Genomic DNA, 13,591 nt, shown 5'->3' with positions numbered 1-13,591 from the left:
ATCAAGCGGTTATATAAAACCATTGGATTATTGATTATGTAAAATTTGTCTATGACAGACAGAAATAATAGTTATCATCTCAGGCTGATTTCGTAAAGGAAATTATTCCGTAGTTACCTCATTATTTAATCGGGTTAAGCTTTAATTTTAAAAGAATAATCCTGCTCTGGTAAAATATAATCTATGAAAAATTAGATTTAATAAAACAGTTAAAATTTCCATATGGTTATTTTTTCATGCATGCAAACGGCTTTATTAATAATCAATAGCTTCAATTTCTCAGCAAATCCTTGATCAAGGCTGGCCAACTGATTTTTCTCCCTGCGCGCATCTTTTTTGGCAGGTTATATTCGGATTTAAGTTTACTAACTTCAGAAGGGCATCGAAACCGTTCAGAAAGGATATAGATTAACGCTGCGTCAGGATTAACAATCGTCTGCCGATAGAAAGAAAGCTGAACTGCACAATCATGATTTTTCATTGGCTAACCTCTGATGAATGCTTCAATCAAACAGACATGGAACGACAAGAAACAACCTACCTTCTAGTTGGTTTTGTGTCAAGACCGGACTGTTAGGCTAAATCTCGCTTCCTTGACAATCAGGCTACCTTCTGGTAGGTTGACTAAAGCGCGAGACCCTCTTTTGATATAAATTTGTTGTTTTCTTTGTATAAACTGACCGAGATGATTTATGACTGAACTTTCTCATAAGGCTAATGAAATTATTGCTCACACCAGACGACTGCTTACCACAGGCGGCTATAAAAGCTTTAGCTACGCCGATATTGCTGAGATAGTGAATATTCGTAAGGCCAGCATTCATCATCACTTTCCCGGCAAGGCGGATCTCGTGCGCACTGTGGTCGCACAATATTGTGAAGAAGCGCGTTCGGGTATGTCGGCTCTTGATCGCCAGTTCAATGATCCACTGGTTGAGCTTAAGGCGTATATCGGCTACTGGTCACAGTGTATCAAGGATGGCTCATCTTCATTCTGCATATGCGTGATGCTTGCTGTTGAGTTACCCACCTTACCAGTGGAAATAGCAGCAGAAGTTACCGGTCATTTCCAGGACCTTTCCAACTGGCTGACCTCACTGCTTCAGAAGGGACAAAGTGAAGGTACTTTTCATCTGCAAGATACGCCAGATGTGGAGGCAAAGGCCCTGATGGCTACGGTACATGGTGCGATGCTGGCTGCCCGGGCTTTTGATAATGTCGATTTGTTTGAGCAGATTACACAGCCTGTTTTGAATCGTTTATGCGCCGCAGGCTCACCATATAAACTAGCGAAGAGGTAATGGTTGATAATGTCTTATCCATGCTTTCCTCTTCATCTTCCCTTTATATGCAGTAAAAACCGAGCGGAAATATGATGCAAACGATTGGGATCCTGGGGGGCATGTCTGCGGCCTCAACACAGATTTATTACCGAAAGATGTGTGAGCTGGTTCGTCAGCGCCTGGGAGGCCTGCATTCTCCTGAGCTGCTTATTCGTTCACTAAATTTTGCAAACATCGAAAATTTACAGGTCAGCGGCAAATGGGACGAAGCCGGTTTACTTTTGAACGCTGAGGTAAAGGCGCTGGAACGCGGAGGCGCTGATTTTATCGTTCTGGCAACAAACACAATGCATAGACTGGCTGAGCAGATGATGGACGGTGTCCGCATCCCGCTGCTGCACATTGCGGATGCAACGGCCAGCCGGGTTGTCAAAGAAGGCCTGAAAGCGCCGGGCCTGATGGCGACAGCCTTTACGATGGAGCAGCCTTTTTATCTTGATCGTCTCCGGACGGCTTTACTTCAGCCTGTTGTTCCCGATGCTACCGATCGGGCAGAAGTACATCGCATCATCTATGAGGAACTATGCAAGGATATAGTAACCCCAGCCAGTCGCTCTGTTTATGAGGACATAGCACAACGTTTAGCTGAAAAGGGTGCAGATTGTTTGATTCTTGGATGTACGGAAGTTGGCATGTTACTTAATCAGGATAATGTGTCCGTGCCCGTTTTCGATACCACGTTGATTCATTGCGAAGCAGCAGTGGAAATGGCGTTGCGTCCCTGATTGCACATATCCTTAGTCACATAATGTGTTATCCCGATTTTGTCAGATTCATGTTTAAAGGAGGGGACAGGAAGACTGATCAACCCTGTCGGCAAAGCTCATAATTAATGCTTTCGCAAAGTCCGCAGAACTTTTTTGACCTGCGCTTGCGAGCTTTGCCCTTGTTAAGGTTTACCCTGTATACAACGAGATTCATCAACCAGCATTCGCCCCTAAATTTGTTTGTCTGCTTCTGGCACAAAGCGAACGGGCATCAGGCGCCCCGTCCGCTAAGAGAAAAAAGGGACTCTACATGTCGTGAAAACGAAACATGGAGAATAGTCGTATAATTCAGGAATAACGCGGCAGTGGCAGGCTATGCAGCCGTTGTATAGAATTCGTTAAAGATCCTGTGCTAATCAGCCTCTCAATGTAGGTGGCCCTGAATATCGTCATAGATAATTTCTCGCTCATTTCTGCAGGCAGGATAGTGCCGCAACAACTGCTGCCGACAGGCGACAGCGCCAGCCACCGCTCATGACTGACATTCACGCAACTGAAAACCTCTACCGAAGCACCTCACACGTTTGTGGGGCAATTACGGCGGTCAAGAGGTTTGTAACGACGAGTATTAAGATTGTTCACAACGGAGCCGACCACCATGAACACTGTGATCAAACCTACCCTTGTCGTCGTTTGGTCCACGGACGCCCAGGGCATCTGCATCGCCACTCAGGAAAGCCCTGCCGGCCTTATCCCCGCACTGAAAGGCATAACGCTAAGTGCATGGCTAAGGATCGCAGAGCCTGATGATGAAAAGATCGCGCTGCAACTTACTGCGGCGTTGGAAGGTATGACACCTTTTCATATCGAAGTGCCGATCCATTGTCAGGACGGGACGACGCGGCGTGTGATTGTTTCAGGCCTGCCGGATGACCAACCTGGTGCTTCTCGCCTGCAGTACAGCGGCTTCATTCTTGATATAACCGAGCATCGTAAAGCTCTTGAGGACGCGCTGCGCACGGCGGCGGAATACCGTCTGTTGATTGAAAACAGCACTGATCTGATCGCCCATTGTGACACGGACGGCAGATACGTTTCGATCTCGCCTTCTTATAGCAAAATGACAGGCTGGCCAGCCGATGAGATGATAGGCCAGCTGGTGGTGGAATTCCTGCATCCCGACGACCGCGCACACGCCACGAAGGCACTGGCACATCTCTTCAACGGTGGCGTGCTGCCGGACGTCGTCGAGGTGCGCAAGCTACATCACGACGGTTATTACATGACGCTTGGCACTAAGGCCTGCAGCGTCATCGATCCTTCCACAGGCAACAGCATCGGTGCAGTGCTGGTTTCGCGCGACATTAGTCGTGATAAGGAAAAAATCCGGAAGCTTGAGAAACTGGCAACCCGCGACCCGTTGACCGGTTTGCCTAATCGCGCCTGGATCAACGACCACGTTGACCGCATGCTTGCTCAGGGCGAAGATCTGGTATACACAGCAGTCCTGTTTATCGATTTGAATGGATTCAAGGCAGTCAATGATGCGATGGGACACGCAGCAGGGGATGTCTTGCTGCAGCAGGTAAGCGAACGGCTACAAAGCTGCATGCATCCGGGCGACTCGGTGGCACGCCTGGGTGGAGACGAGTTTGTGGTAGCAACGAAGTGTGGCAGTCGCGAGGCGGCGTCCGCCATCGCCCAGCGCCTTATTGAAAGCCTGAAAGAGCCATTTACTGTCAATAACATGGAAATACGCATCGGGGCGGCTATTGGCATCAGCCTCGCACGCTCCGGGACGGCATCGGCCAAAATGCTATTTGAAAATGCCGACATAGCGATGTACCAGGCGAAAGTAAAACGTGATGGGACATATCAGTTTTTCGAGCCCGCAACACCGCCGTTATGTGATTAGGATATCAGGCTTCGCTTTCTGCCCTTGTCTACGATTCATCATAGTGTTGTTTACCATATGCCCGTTCACTGCCCCTGCAAGCGCCCTCAGCGCGTCCTGGTCCAGGCCCCCTAAAGATCCCGCGCTAAGTTCCGAAAACCGCGCAGATTCATGTAAATCAATCCGGCACCAGAGCATAGCTATGCACATAATCGACGGCAGGGATTTCGGCACTCATCTACATTTATCAGCATTCCGGTTCCGCAGCATAGCTGAATCGGCAGCTGGTTATTGCATGACTTTTTGATTCGCTATGTCCTGTGAGCGTTCACACACACTTAAAAAAACAAAGCAGGCATAAACAAGTTGTGGTCAATGAACAACGGGGAGTACTGGCTGAGTCGGTAAAGCATCGAAAAATCTGTAGAACGTTAGAGGCCATTTTTGTTGGCGAATGTAAGTAATTTGGCTTTACGTTAAGAGCACGGCAGATAAAAGAGAGAAGAATAATCGTTGACAGGCCAGTCTACCTACTAGTAGATTGATCGCAGGCGTCATACGTGATTTTTGAATGCCATCCCGTTGCCACACGCAAAATGTGAATGATTACGCTCGGGTGAGCGTCGACTTAAATTTCTGCAATGTTGAGTGTATTTATGAATAAGCCCTCTCTTTCTACCCGCCAGAAATTAGCGCGCCTGGCGATTGTTGCTGTTATTCCGTTGCTGCTGATAGGCCTGTTCCTGTGGGCGGGTGGCTGGCTGGCCCCCAAGCGGTTGACGTCGGATAAGCTGGTGGCAGCTTTAGAAAAATCTGGCGGCAATCACCCGGGTTATCGCCGTAATCATGCTAAGGGCGTCTGTATCCTGGGCGATTTTTTCGCTAGCGGTAACGCCAGTACCCTGTCACGCGCGGCACTGTTTGCGCCAGGCGTCACGCCTGTGGTGGGCCGTTTTGCCATTGCGGGCGGTAATCCCAATGCGCCTGATTATACGGTGCCGGTACGCAGTATGGCGCTGGCGTTTTATCAAAAAAATGGTGAACAGTGGCGCACCGGCATGAATGCGATGCCGTTTTTCCCGGTGCAAAGCGTGCAGAGTTTTTACGATCTGCAAAGCGCCACGCTGCCGGATGCCAAAACTGGTAAACCCGATCCCGCCAAAATTCAGGCTTTTGTGCAGCAGCATCCAGAGATTAAACCCTTCTTCGCCTGGGCAAAGCAATATGTGCCATCTTCCAGCTGGGCCAGCGATCGATTTAATAGCCTGAACGCATTTAATTTCATTGATGCTGAGGGCAATTCACACCTGGTGCGCTGGAGTATGGTGCCGCACGCTGACTATCAGCCGATTGAGGCAAAAGAGAAAGGAGACACTAACTTTTTACAAAGCGATTTGCAGCAGCGGCTGGCGCAAGGGCCGCAAAAATGGGATCTGATTATCACAGTCGCTGGTCCGCATGACAGAGGCAATGACGCAACGGTTGTCTGGCCAGCCGATCGTCAGATGATTAATGCCGGAACGCTGATCATCAATAAGACGACGCCACAACAGCATGGCGCATGTAACGACATTAATTATGACCCGCTGATTTTACCGAATGGCATTACGGCGTCGGATGACCCGCTTTTGAATGCCCGTTCATCCGCTTACGCCAAATCTTATAATGCACGCACCTACGAACAGGCCGGGGCTCACTGATGAAACAGAACAACACTTTCCATCCGGCACTGCGTGTGATCCACTGGCTGATGGCTGCGGCTATTATGGCAATGCTGTTTATTGGTGTAGCGATGGTAGCTACGGTTTCGTCATCACATAGTCTACTGGTTGCCATTCATAAACCGCTGGGTTTGATGATTTTATTGCTGGTGGCTGTACGACTCTGGCTGCGCTTCACTACCGCTAAACCGGCACTTCCAGCCACGCTGCCTGGCTGGCAGAAATTGTTAGCGCATCTGTCCCATTGGGCGCTGTATGCCATGATGCTGGCTCAGCCATTAATTGGATGGGGCATGCTGTCGGCGGCAGGCTATCCCGTCACGCTGGGTAGTATGGTGCTGCCGCCAGTTGTTCCTGTCAGTAACGCTGCTTATGCCTTTTTGCGGCCGCTTCATAGTTGGGTGGCGCTGGCGCTATTTATGACCGTCATGTTGCATCTTGCCGCAGCGTTGTTCCACGCTTTGATTCTTCGCGATGGCGTATTCAGCAGTATGGCTGGTTCTTGCAAAGGCAAACGCAGCACGCCACGCGCGCTTGACAACCCGGCTGACGGTCAGTAGGTTCAGGGCCGTTTACTGGTTTGAAGTTATTTTATCTTTGCTGCCGGAGCATGCGTGAGTACAGAACATCACAGGAAGTCAGGGGACATTTTACCGGTCTCACGAACTGGCTGACCCCCGTGCTGGACAGGGGCGATAAGAGCAGCGAATTTACCCTGCGGGAAAGTGCAGCGGTAGAGGCAAAATCTATTATGGCAACGGTACATGGTACGATTATCGCTGCGCGTGCTTTTAATAGCGCTGGTTTATTCCTGCAAATTGTCGAGCCGGTAATAAATAGGTTAATGAAAGCTCGCTAAGGCACTGCAGATAAAATGCCGCTTTTAGCGGATCTTTTATTTTGGTTGCTCAGACTTATTCATATTACCAGCAATATGAACACCTTATTAAACAGCAAAGTTCCAGTGCGGTAAATTGCCCATCATGGGATAACTTTGCAGCGAACTTTAAAGCATGTTTGCAGATTTCACATGACGAAAAACAGCGTGTGTCATCGTTGACAGTCAGGCTACCTTCTAGTAGGTTTATTGGGTGGGCTTTAACACTGTTCAGATATAAATGTCATCTATGACAAATAGAAGACGCAGGCATAGCCTTAACGAAATTTATGTATATGCGTCTTTGCTAACACGGGGAAGTTATTTATGACGACTATTCGTGCTCTGCCTTCAATGCCAAATCTGACATCGTTAAATATTGAAAAGATAAGTTACCGATCTCCTGATTCCATAGCATCAGATTTTCATTCCCTGTTACAGACTCAGGTCAAACTCTCACGCTCTCATGGGTCAATTTTGCCAGGCATGCAAAAGCAGTCGGCAAGTATGTCACCACACCGGTCTGACATCGATTCGATGCTTGCACAATTACTCGCCAGCAGAAAGATGCTATTACACACAAAAAATCCAGTTTCTGTTTCTGGAAAAACAAACAGGGAAGACTTAACAGAATGCAGCATGGCTGATAACTCCTGTATTGAAACCGCTGAGGTAAGTAATGCGGAATATGCTCGTGTACCCGTTTCCGATTTATGTAGCAAAATAAACAAAGATCATATTGCATCAAGGGGCGATCCTGAATGTCATGCTCATATTTCAGACCATCACTTTGCATGCCAGCAACCGTTTCCGGCTGTGGTTATGGCACCTCTCACGAACATTTTTATTTGGATCTCTCCCGAAATAATCCGGTTTCCGTTTCCATTTTACAGAGGCCAGCCATTGCGTATACGCAGGCTTCGTCTGTTAAACAGAATAGGTTACCGCCAGGATGGTAATAACCGCAATGAAGTGGGTTAGTATCAAAGTCCGTTGGCGATCACTAATAAGTTATTGTTTTTATAATATTTTAACCTTCAGTTGACTGGCGCTCTCTGGTCGGGAAGCTGAAGTAAGTGCCTTTTAGCAAATAAATTATCGCGTCATGAAGATTAAGAATTCACTTCATCTTCCGGTTGCTCGATTGAAGCGTTTAATCAGGCGATTAATTCCCTTTGACAATTTCTGTGACAGTTCCAATTTACCTGGAGAATCATTATGCAAACCAATACATCTACATCCGCTAACGCTCAAAACCAATGGCTTCAATCTTATTACTATATCCGTGCAACTGGCTCCATTATCTGGATTGCACTGGCGGTATTTATCGGTAAACATAATCCCGTTATCGGTGCCGTTCTGCTTGTTCTCTATCCCGCCTGGGATGCATTCGCTAATTATTTTGATGCTAAAAAGTCAGGTGGTTTAGCAGCGAACCCACCCCAAAAATTCAACTTCATTGTCAGCATTATTGTAGCAGCGGCTATTATCTGGGCCCTCTCAATCAGCATGAGTACAACTATAAAAGTCTTTGGGATATGGGCAATATTTTCTGGTGTGCTGCAGCTTTCTGCATCCATCCGTCGCTGGAAACATTCTAATGGTCAATGGGCTATGATTTTAAGTGGCGCGCAATCCGCATTAGCGGGTCTGTTTATGTTTAAACAGGCGAGTAGTGATATTACTTTGGATGTCACCACTGTTGCACCATATGCTGCTTTCGGCGTCCTCTATTTCTTGATTTCAGCCATCACATTGACAATAAAAAATAGTCGTAAAAGTAAATTAACTTGTTGAACGATAAAAATAGCAGGGTGAATGTCAATATTCAACGGGCGGCTTATGGCGGAGTAAATGATTCGACGCGTAAGCTAATCAACCAGGCCGACAAATAAATTGTCGACAATTCGTCATAAATTCGCCCATCCGTTCAGACAAATTAATTTTAAGAGGTCAACAAATGTATATCAATGATTATCAGGCACAGCTTTCATCGTATAGACTAACGATCGATAATCTCGATGCTGCGCTTATTTATATCCTGGCAGAGCGTTTTCGTTGCACTCATAAAGTTGGCGAGCTCAAGGCTGCACATAATCTGCCGGAAACTGATAAAAACAGAGAGGCCATGCAGCTCACCAGATTGAAAGAAATCGCGCAAAGTGCGAGTCTCGACGTGAATTTTGTAGAAGGATTTATGCGCTATATTATTGACGAAGTGGTCCGCAGACATGGAGAATTAAAAGCGTAACCGCGCTGCCGCTCGCAGTTCTCCTTTTTGTTACAGGTCCTGGCCAGGGGTTGGCGATGCCAACTCTGGTGCGGATAGTGACAGACCGGGTTGCGCCACAGTTTTCAGATATGATTGCTGGCGTAACCAGCTCGGCATTACAAATCAGCACTGCGCTGAGCGTCGCCGTCATCGGCGGCATCTTTTACGGCATGTTGGGCAACGGTGACAGCGGAGCAGCGATTATGCACGCCTTTATCGTCGCGCTTCTGACGATGGTCGTCTGCCTGGCTACCGGGGCAGGGCTAAGTATTCGGCTAATCCGGCGCTCCTCCGATCGCTCTACAGTCCCAGCCAGCTTTTCTCTCAAGTAACGCAACAAATCACAGCTGGCTGCGAACTCCCGTGTGATTCGGCAGCCAGCTGAGAACCCATTATTTTTCGCTTCGGCTCTCTTTACGGGCAGCACAGCCTCTGTGCTTAAATCTGCACAATTTCGATTCTGTGCATCATTCTTGTACTGACAGAGTGAAATGGCCGTTTGTGTGACCGGCCATCATCGGTCATCCCGTTTACTCTTGGTCTCAGAAACGGCTTAGTCATCCGTTGAGCGAGTGAGCTTTTCCCACTGTTCTATTTCATTATTTAATGCCGTGAGCTTTTGCCGCACTAAGCTCAGTGCATCACTGCCTAACAACAAATGCACTGGTGGACTCTGGCTCTCAATCAATGCCAGCATGGCATGGGCGGCTTTAACGGGATTACCGGGTTGCTTACCGCTTTTTTCTTTTCGAATCTGACGAATGGGTTCAAATAAAGTGTCATAGTCTGGAATGCTGCGAGCGCTGCGAACCATTGAACGCCCGGCCCAGTCAGTGCGGAATGAGCCAGGCGCTACAGCGGTGACGTGTATGTTGAGCGGAGCAAGCTCTTTGCTTAGCGTTTCTGAAATCCCCTCCAGCGCAAATTTGCTGCCGCAGTAGTAGCTGATCCCGGGCAAGGTAATAAAACCGCCCATCGAAGTGATATTGATAATGTGTCCGCGACGACGCTGACGCATGCCCGGCAGGACAGCTTTAATCATCGCCACCGCGCCAAACACATTCACGTCAAACTGGCGGCGCATCTCTTCGAGGGACGATTCTTCAAGAATGCCTTCATGGCCATAACCGGCGTTGTTCACCAGCACATCAACCGGACCGACGGTTGACTCAATCTCCTCAACCACCTCATCAATACGCTCAAAGTCTGTGACATCAAGCAGTCGGCCGAAAGCCCGCTGCGCATTGAGCGCCTCAAAAGTCTGCTGGGCTTCGCGGTTGCGTACGGTTCCGACGACCCGATGGCCTGCGGCGAGGGCTTCCTGTGCAAGCGCACGACCAAAGCCGCTGCTAACGCCGGTGATTAAAATCGTTTTTGCAGATGTCATAAAAAAGAACCTCCATGAACAGTGAAGGTTGCATAGTATTTTATACCCTTTTGCATTTTTAGGCCGTATCTTCTCTTTTTCTTGCCTGATTATATGAGGTGCTGTGATGTCTGAGATGATGACCTTAGTGAAAGCACTTGCGGCGCAGGAGGGGTATAACCTTACTGCGTTGCCTGATGTGAGAATTTTGCGGGCTGATCGCCCGCTTGCCAAAACGCCTGTGCTATACGATCCGGGGATCGTGTTTGTCTGCCAGGGCAGCAAGCGCGGCTATTTTGGTCAGCAGACTTATTTATATGATGAACAGCACTACCTGGCGGTTTCGGTGCCGGTGCCGTTTGTGATGGAAACCGACGCGTCGGCAAAACATTCGTTGCTGGCGATTTATATGCATCTGGATTTTCAGCTGGCCGCTGAACTGATGTTGCAGATTGAACAGCATGGTGCCCCGCAACCACCTGCTGCACCGCAAAGCATGATGTCGAGCCCGATGGACGACGCGATAAAAACGGCCGTGCTGCGCTTGCTTGAAGTTCTGAATAATCCGCTTGAAGCGGCTATCCTCGGCCCTGCGCGGGTACGTGAGCTTTATTTCCGCGTATTGACGGGCGCTCAGGGCAATGCAATGCGCGCCGCGCTGGCCTTGCAGGGGCAGTTCGGCAAAATAGGCAAAGCGCTTCAGCGCATCCATGCCACCTATGCTGAGCCGTTAACGCTGACGCAACTGGCTATGGACGCCGGAATGAGCGTGCCAACGTTTCACAGCCATTTCAAAGCGATAACCCGGATGCCGCCGATGCAGTATGTGAAATCGGTACGCCTGCACCAGGCGCGGATGTTGATGGTGCGTCAGCAGATCACTGCCGCCGCCGCAAGTTATGCTGTCGGCTATGAAAGTCCGTCGCAATTTAATCGTGAATTCAAACGCCTGTTTGGGCTGCCGCCAGCAGAGGAGATAAAACGCATGCAGCGTTATTTCGCCGTTCCGCCTGTACAGAAAGCATCGGTATTTATTTCATCGCATTAAAGTTTATTCGACATAGCTGAATAAACCGTAAGGCAGGCAACGTCCGCTTCTGGCACAGAGCGGACATGGGTGAAGCCAGGTTCGCTTTGAGCAAAAAGCAGATAACTTCTGGCACAAAGTGAACGCATAAGCCAATATCTGCCATGAGCGAAATGCTTACATTTACCTGTAGCGGGTATGAAATGTCGGGATTAGAAATGAGGACTGACTGCTTTCCAGTTCTCTAAGCTCATTCTGTAGTGGTTTACTGAATTTGGCCACCTGAACAGAGGTGATATGCTCGCCTCAGAACAATACAGGTGCCCCAATGAAAAAAAGAAATTTCAGTGCAGAGTTCAAACGCGAATCAGCCCAGCTTGTCGTCGATCAGAATTACACCGTTGCTGAAGCGGCTGAAGCGATGGATATAGGGCTTTCTACCATGACGCGCTGGGTTAAACAGTTGCGTGATGAACGTCAGGGCAAAACGCCAAAAGCCTCGCCGATAACGCCGGAACAAATTGAAATTCGTGAGCTGAAGAAAAAACTTCAACGTATTGAAATGGAAAATGACATATTAAAAAAGGCTACCGCGCTCTTGATGTCAGACTCCCTGAACAGTTCTCGTTAATCGGGAAGCTCAGAGCGCGTTATCCCGTGGCGATACTGTGCCATGTGTTTGGGGTTCACCGTAGCAGCTACAAATACTGGAAAAGTCGTCCTGATGAACCGGATATCAGGCGGACAGCGTTGCGTAGCCAGGTGCAGGAGTTACACAGCATCAGTCATGGCTCAGCGGGCGCAAGAAGCATTGCCACTATGGCAACACTTAAAGGCTTCCGTATGGGGCGCTGGCTTGCTGGCAAACTCATGAAAGAGCTGGGACTTGTAAGCTGCCAGCAGCCAACACACCGGTATAAGCGCGGTGGACAGGAACACATCGCTATACCGAACCACCTTGATCGTCAGTTCGCGGTCATCGAGCCCAACCAGGTATGGTGCGGCGACGTGACTTATATCTGGACAGGAAAACGTTGGGCATATCTTGCTGTTGTTCTCGACCTGTTCGCCAGAAAACCCGTGGGCTGGGCAATGTCATTCTCACCGGACAGCAAACTCACTATGAAAGCGCTGGAAATGGCCTGGGAGCGTCGGGGAAAGCCAGGCGGAGTGAATCGCCACAGGTTTAACAGACACCCCGGAGTCATTTAAGATGACTTAAAAGAGAGGTGCTCATGAGCGGTAAACGTTATCCCGAAGAGTTTAAAATTGAAGCGGTAAAACAGGTTGTTGATCGTGGTCATTCTGTTTCCAGTGTTGCAACACGTCTCGATATCACTACCCACAGTCTTTATGCCTGGATAAAGAAGTACGGACCGGACTCTTCCACCAACAAAGAACAGTCAGATGCTCAGGCTGAGATCCGCCGACTCCAGAAGGAGCTGAAGCGGGTTACTGACGAACGGGACATATTAAAAAAAGCCGCGGCGTACTTCGCAAAGCTGTCCGACTGAGGTACGCCTTTATCCGTGACAACACCTGTTGCTGGCCTGTTCGTCTGCTCTGTCGGGTGCTGAATGTTCATCCGAGTGGGTTTTACGCCTGGCTTCAGCAGCCGCATTCACCACAGCATCAGGCGGATCTCAGGCTGACAGGACAAATCAAACAGTTCTGGCTGGAGTCCGGTTGCGTTTATGGCTATCGCAAGATCCATCTCGACCTGAAAGATAGCGGGCAACAGTGCGGGATTAACCGGGTCTGGCGGCTGATGAAGCGTGCCGGGATAAAGGCTCAGGTCGGGTATCGAAGCCCACGAGCGCATAAAGGTGAAGCCAGTATCGTGGCACCCAACAGACTCCAGCGTCAGTTCAACCCGGAAGCACCGAATGAACGTTGGGTAACGGACATAACTTACATCCGAACTCACGAAGGGTGGCTGTATCTGGCCGTAGTTGTTGACCTGTTCTCGCGCAAAGTTATTGGCTGGTCAATGCAACCCTGGATGACAAAGGATATTGTTCTGAACGCACTGCTGATGGCTGTATGGCGGCGTAATCCCCAAAAACAGGTGCTGGTTCATTCTGATCAAGGGAGTCAGTACACAAGCCATGAGTGGCAGTCGTTCCTGAAATCACACGGACTGGAGGGGAGTATGAGCCGTCGTGGTAACTGTCACGATAATGCGGTTGCAGAAAGCTTTTTCCAGTTACTGAAACGCGAGCGGATAAAGAAAAAGATTTACGGAACGCGGGAAGAAGCCCGCAGCGATATTTTTGATTACATCGAAATGTTTTATAACAGTAAGCGTCGACATGGGTCGAGTGATCAGATGCCACCGACGGAATATGAAAATCAGTATTATCAACGGCTCAGAAGTGTCTAGA

11 protein-coding genes and 2 pseudogenes are annotated in these 13,591 nt (G+C 48.9%); 12 read left to right on the top strand and 1 reads right to left on the bottom strand.

The window, feature by feature from the left end:
* The first annotated feature begins 692 nt into the window (after positions 1-692).
* The 9 genes and pseudogenes from B1H58_RS19315 to B1H58_RS19270 form a co-directional block, all read left to right on the top strand.
* Positions 693-1,301: a TetR/AcrR family transcriptional regulator gene (locus B1H58_RS19315; protein WP_085072048.1), complete on the top strand. Its 609-nt coding sequence runs from the start codon at positions 693-695 to the stop codon at positions 1,299-1,301.
* Positions 1,302-1,372: 71 nt separating this feature from the next.
* Positions 1,373-2,068: an aspartate/glutamate racemase family protein gene (locus B1H58_RS19310; protein WP_335671920.1), complete on the top strand. Its 696-nt coding sequence runs from the start codon at positions 1,373-1,375 to the stop codon at positions 2,066-2,068.
* A gap of 640 nt (positions 2,069-2,708) precedes the next feature.
* On the top strand, positions 2,709-3,965 hold the full coding sequence (locus B1H58_RS19305) for a sensor domain-containing diguanylate cyclase (protein ID WP_085072046.1): 1,257 nt from the start codon (positions 2,709-2,711) through the stop codon (positions 3,963-3,965).
* A 635-nt stretch (positions 3,966-4,600) separates the two neighbouring features.
* Positions 4,601-5,644 (top strand): catalase family peroxidase, encoded by a 1,044-nt coding sequence (locus B1H58_RS19295; RefSeq protein WP_085072044.1) that lies wholly within the window; start codon positions 4,601-4,603, stop codon positions 5,642-5,644.
* Entirely contained in the window at positions 5,644-6,225 is a 582-nt protein-coding gene (locus B1H58_RS19290) for a cytochrome b (protein ID WP_085072043.1), read from the top strand. Before B1H58_RS19295 ends, B1H58_RS19290 begins: the two co-directional genes overlap by 1 nt.
* A gap of 644 nt (positions 6,226-6,869) precedes the next feature.
* Positions 6,870-7,523, top strand: coding sequence for a hypothetical protein (locus tag B1H58_RS20760; protein ID WP_157130217.1), 654 nt, complete (start codon positions 6,870-6,872; stop codon positions 7,521-7,523).
* A gap of 237 nt (positions 7,524-7,760) precedes the next feature.
* Positions 7,761-8,339 carry a DUF308 domain-containing protein gene (locus tag B1H58_RS19280; RefSeq protein WP_085072041.1) on the top strand — a complete coding sequence of 193 codons (579 nt, stop codon included), beginning with the start codon at positions 7,761-7,763 and terminating at the stop codon, positions 8,337-8,339.
* 163 nt (positions 8,340-8,502) lie between these two features.
* Positions 8,503-8,793, top strand: a complete 291-nt coding sequence (locus tag B1H58_RS19275; RefSeq protein ID WP_085072040.1) for a chorismate mutase — start codon at positions 8,503-8,505, stop codon at positions 8,791-8,793.
* A 5-nt stretch (positions 8,794-8,798) separates the two neighbouring features.
* Positions 8,799-9,146: pseudogene (locus B1H58_RS19270) on the top strand (MFS transporter); the annotation flags it as partial.
* 221 nt (positions 9,147-9,367) lie between these two features.
* On the opposite strand, the gene B1H58_RS19265 reads toward B1H58_RS19270, so the two are convergent.
* Positions 9,368-10,201 (bottom strand): oxidoreductase, encoded by an 834-nt coding sequence (locus B1H58_RS19265; protein WP_085072039.1) that lies wholly within the window; start codon positions 10,199-10,201, stop codon positions 9,368-9,370.
* Positions 10,202-10,307: 106 nt separating this feature from the next.
* On the opposite strand from B1H58_RS19265, the gene B1H58_RS19260 reads away from it, so the two are divergent.
* The 3 genes and pseudogenes from B1H58_RS19260 (at position 10,308) to B1H58_RS19245 (ending at position 13,590) form a co-directional block, all read left to right on the top strand.
* On the top strand, positions 10,308-11,228 hold the full coding sequence (locus tag B1H58_RS19260; protein ID WP_085072038.1) for an AraC family transcriptional regulator: 921 nt from the start codon (positions 10,308-10,310) through the stop codon (positions 11,226-11,228).
* A 307-nt stretch (positions 11,229-11,535) separates the two neighbouring features.
* Positions 11,536-12,389 (top strand): annotated as a pseudogene (locus tag B1H58_RS19250) (IS3 family transposase); the annotation flags it as partial.
* Between the two features lie 53 nt (positions 12,390-12,442).
* Positions 12,443-13,590 (top strand): IS3 family transposase gene (locus tag B1H58_RS19245; RefSeq protein WP_157130216.1). Its coding sequence is split into 2 segments (ribosomal slippage): positions 12,443-12,680 and positions 12,680-13,590, totalling 1,149 coding nucleotides; the frame shifts between segments, so codons are not numbered across the junction.
* Position 13,591 lies beyond the last annotated feature (1 nt).

Origin of the sequence: Pantoea alhagi (assembly GCF_002101395.1) — a bacterium.
Classification (GTDB): Bacteria; Pseudomonadota; Gammaproteobacteria; order Enterobacterales; family Enterobacteriaceae; genus Mixta; species Mixta alhagi.
Note: the sequence above shows the minus strand (reverse complement) of the source record. Positions and strands in the feature narration are given on the sequence as shown.